We start from the raw sequence: 2,880 nt of genomic DNA on the forward strand, positions 1-2,880 counted from the left end.
GGCTGCCTCTAGGGCTTCATCTTGCTCGGGTGTGCAACGTGTGGCATCAAACCAGATGACATCAACGTCTGTTGAGACCGTAGATGAGCTGCGACCGTGCAGATGATCCCAAACCGCGTTTCGGACGAAACCTGCTCCTATCCAGCAGTCGGGCAAGTTCAAGGAGCGCACTATTTCGAGCATCCTACGCCGAATGGGGTCATCCGAAATGATTGCTTGGATTGTCGAGCTATTGTCCACTTGGAAGATCACCCCGTTGAAGCTAGGCCTGCACCCACTGATGCGGCAGCAGCTGCCCAATCTCACTTGCCCGCTGTGTCGGCAGCCGCGTCAGCACATCTTTGAGATAGGCATACGGATCATGCCCGTTCATGCGCGCCGACTGGATCAAACTCATGATCGCAGCCGCTCGTTTACCACTGCGCAGCGACCCGGCAAACAACCAGTTCGAGCGCCCGAGTGCCCATGGCCGTATCTGGTTCTCGACTTGGTTGTTGTCGATGGGCACAGCCCCATCGTCCAGGTAGCGCGTCAGCGCTACCCAGCGTTTCAGGCTGTAATCGAGGGCTTTAGCCGTGGCTGAGCCGTTGGGCACCAGGTCGCGCTGAGCCAACATCCAGTCATGCAGTGTTTTGCTGATCGGTACCGCCAGTTCCTGACGTATTCGCCAACGATCTTCATCACTCATGTCCCGCGCCTGGCGTTCGATCTCGTACAAGCCGCTTATCGAGTGCAGCGCTTGTTGGGCCAACTGACTTTTGTTCGCAACATGCAGATCGAAAAACTTGCGGCGGGTGTGGGCCATGCAGCCGATTTCAGTGATGCCTTGCTCAAAACCAGCTTTGTAGCCAGCGAAGTCATCGCAGACCAACTTGCCGTTCCAGTCGCCCAGGAAGTTGCGCGCATGTTCGCCCGCACGGCTTGGGCTGAAGTCGTATACCACGGCTTTGAACGCCGAAAACGGCGTGCTGCTGTAGGCCCAGACGTAGGCCCGATGGGTTTTCTTCTCGCCTGGCGCAAGCATTTGAACCGGTGTTTCGTCAGCGTGAATCACGCCCTGCTTCAGCACCGCTTCTCGCAGAGCATCGACCAGCGGCTGGAGTCGCACTCCGGTCTGTCCGACCCACTGGGCCAAGGTCGAACGAGCAATGGCCAGCCCGGCGCGGCCGAAGATGTTCTCCTGCCGATAGAGCGGCAAGTGATCAGCAAACTTGGCCACCATGACGTGGGCCAGCAAGCCTGCGGTCGGAATACCTTTGTCGATAACCTGCGCCGGCACCGGCGCTGAGTCAGAGTTTCGCACTGACGGCAGGCCCATTTGCCACGCACATGTTGCTCGACCGTGAACACGCCTGGAGTGTAATCCAGCTTTTCGCTGACATCTTCGCCGATGCGTTGAAGTTGGCAGCCACAGGCACAACACTGGGTGCTTTCTGGCTCGTGACGAATCACCGTGCGTGGAAACTGTGGCGGCAATGGGGCACGTTTCGGCGATTGCCGTGGCTCGGCCTGTGACGAAGCGGGAAGAAGCTGTTTCAGCTCGGCCTCGATCGCTTCAAGGTCTGTATCGAGCAGGTCATCCAGCAAGCTGCCTTGCGCCGGGCTGATTTGCTCGCTGCGCTTGGCAAACTTGTGGCGTTTGAGCAGGGCGATTTCGAACTTGAACTGTTCGATGAGGATCTCATCGTTCTGGATCTTCCTGCTCATCGCCTCGACCTGGGACTGCAACTGCAACGCCTGTGCCGCCAAGGCACGAAGCTGTTCCGGAGTCATCTGGTCGAGGTTGGGCGAGAAAGTCATGCCGCCGATTGTGCCAGAGCAGGCGCAGAACGACGACAAGCAGACCGGCCAAATGGCCGGCGGTTACAGCATGCTGATCACACCGCCTGCGCCGACGCGCTGCCACGGCAGGCCCAGCACCAAAGCCTGGAGTTGTTCGCTGTCGAGTTCGACCTCGCAGCCATGGCGAATGCCGGGCCAGTGGAACTTGCCTTGATTCAGCCGCCGCGCTGCAAGCCAGACGCCCACGCCGTCATGCACCAGCACTTTCATTCGATTAGCCCGGCGATTGGCGAACAGATAAGCGCAGTGCGGCTTCGCCGCACCGAACACCGCGATCACTCGGGCCAATGCCGTTTCGGTGCCGGCGCGCATGTCCATCGGCTCGGTGGCCAGCCAGATCGCATCGATGCGGATCATTGAGCGACAGCCCGAATGAATTGTGCGCAGCCCTCAGGATCCGAGGCTGGCCATTTCACAGTTATCAATTGCCCGGCCATGGGCACCTCAATGATCACTGACGAATCGGCTGGCCGTTTAGGTGCGGCCTTTAACGGAACAAATGCCGGTAGCGAGGTTGCTGCGGGCTGGTCTCGAAAGAGCGGCATCCATTTGCGGATGACGTTGGCATTGATGCCGTGGCTGATGGCGACACTGGACACCGTTGCGCCAGGTTGCAGGCATTCCCGCACGACTTGGGCTTTAAATGGTTTCGGATAAGAGCTTCGTTGGCGCATGGAAATCCTGGCGATAAGGGTGATCGCGTCCGCTTAAAAATACGCGGACACCATCGCCCTTAATGCTGGAGTTCGGAAGGTGAGTTCGCCGGACGCTTACGAATCAAGAAGCGGCGCCACGCTGCCGTTGATCTTGATCTTGATCTTGATCTTGCTCTTGCTCTTGCTCTTGCTCTTGCTCTTGCTCTTGCTCTTGCTCTTGCTCTTGCTCTTGCTCTTGCTCTTGCTCTTGCTCTTGCTCTTGCTCTTGCTCTTGCTTTAGATCTTGATTGTCCGGCCTGTCAGAAGGCCGAGTGGAGGTGTCGTGCAGGGGGCAGGGCGAAGCCCCTTCGGCGCAGCCGAAGCAAGCGACTGTTAGAGTTGC

At 58.4% G+C, this 2,880-nt stretch carries 4 protein-coding genes and 1 pseudogene; all 5 read right to left on the reverse strand.

Features of this window, described 5'->3' with window-relative positions; all coding sequences use genetic code 11:
- The coding region (locus G3436_RS24400; protein WP_178116594.1) for a nucleotidyltransferase family protein at positions 1–183 on the reverse strand (183 nt) is incomplete at its 3' end.
- Positions 184–262: 79 nt separating this feature from the next.
- Positions 263–1,800: pseudogene (tnpC, locus tag G3436_RS24405) on the reverse strand (IS66 family transposase).
- 63 nt (positions 1,801–1,863) lie between these two features.
- Positions 1,864–2,199: an IS66 family insertion sequence element accessory protein TnpB gene (gene tnpB / locus G3436_RS24410; RefSeq protein WP_004575513.1), complete on the reverse strand. Its 336-nt coding sequence runs from the start codon at positions 2,197–2,199 to the stop codon at positions 1,864–1,866.
- Positions 2,196–2,516: an IS66-like element accessory protein TnpA gene (tnpA, locus tag G3436_RS24415; RefSeq protein WP_004575512.1), complete on the reverse strand. Its 321-nt coding sequence runs from the start codon at positions 2,514–2,516 to the stop codon at positions 2,196–2,198. The genes tnpB and tnpA overlap by 4 nt, the downstream gene beginning before the upstream one ends.
- A gap of 103 nt (positions 2,517–2,619) precedes the next feature.
- Positions 2,620–2,880 (reverse strand): hypothetical protein (locus G3436_RS28050; RefSeq protein ID WP_243667303.1); only part of this gene is annotated, 261 nt, incomplete at its 5' end.

Origin of the sequence: Pseudomonas brassicae (assembly GCF_010671725.1) — a bacterium.
GTDB lineage: Bacteria > Pseudomonadota > Gammaproteobacteria > Pseudomonadales > Pseudomonadaceae > Aquipseudomonas > Aquipseudomonas brassicae.

Excerpts from the sequence above, each read along its gene's own strand:
- tnpB (WP_004575513.1), bottom strand. The coding sequence starts at position 2,199 with ATGATCCGCATCGATGCGATCTGGCTGGCCACCGAGCCGATGGACATG.
- tnpA (WP_004575512.1), bottom strand. The coding sequence starts at position 2,516 with ATGCGCCAACGAAGCTCTTATCCGAAACCATTTAAAGCCCAAGTCGTG.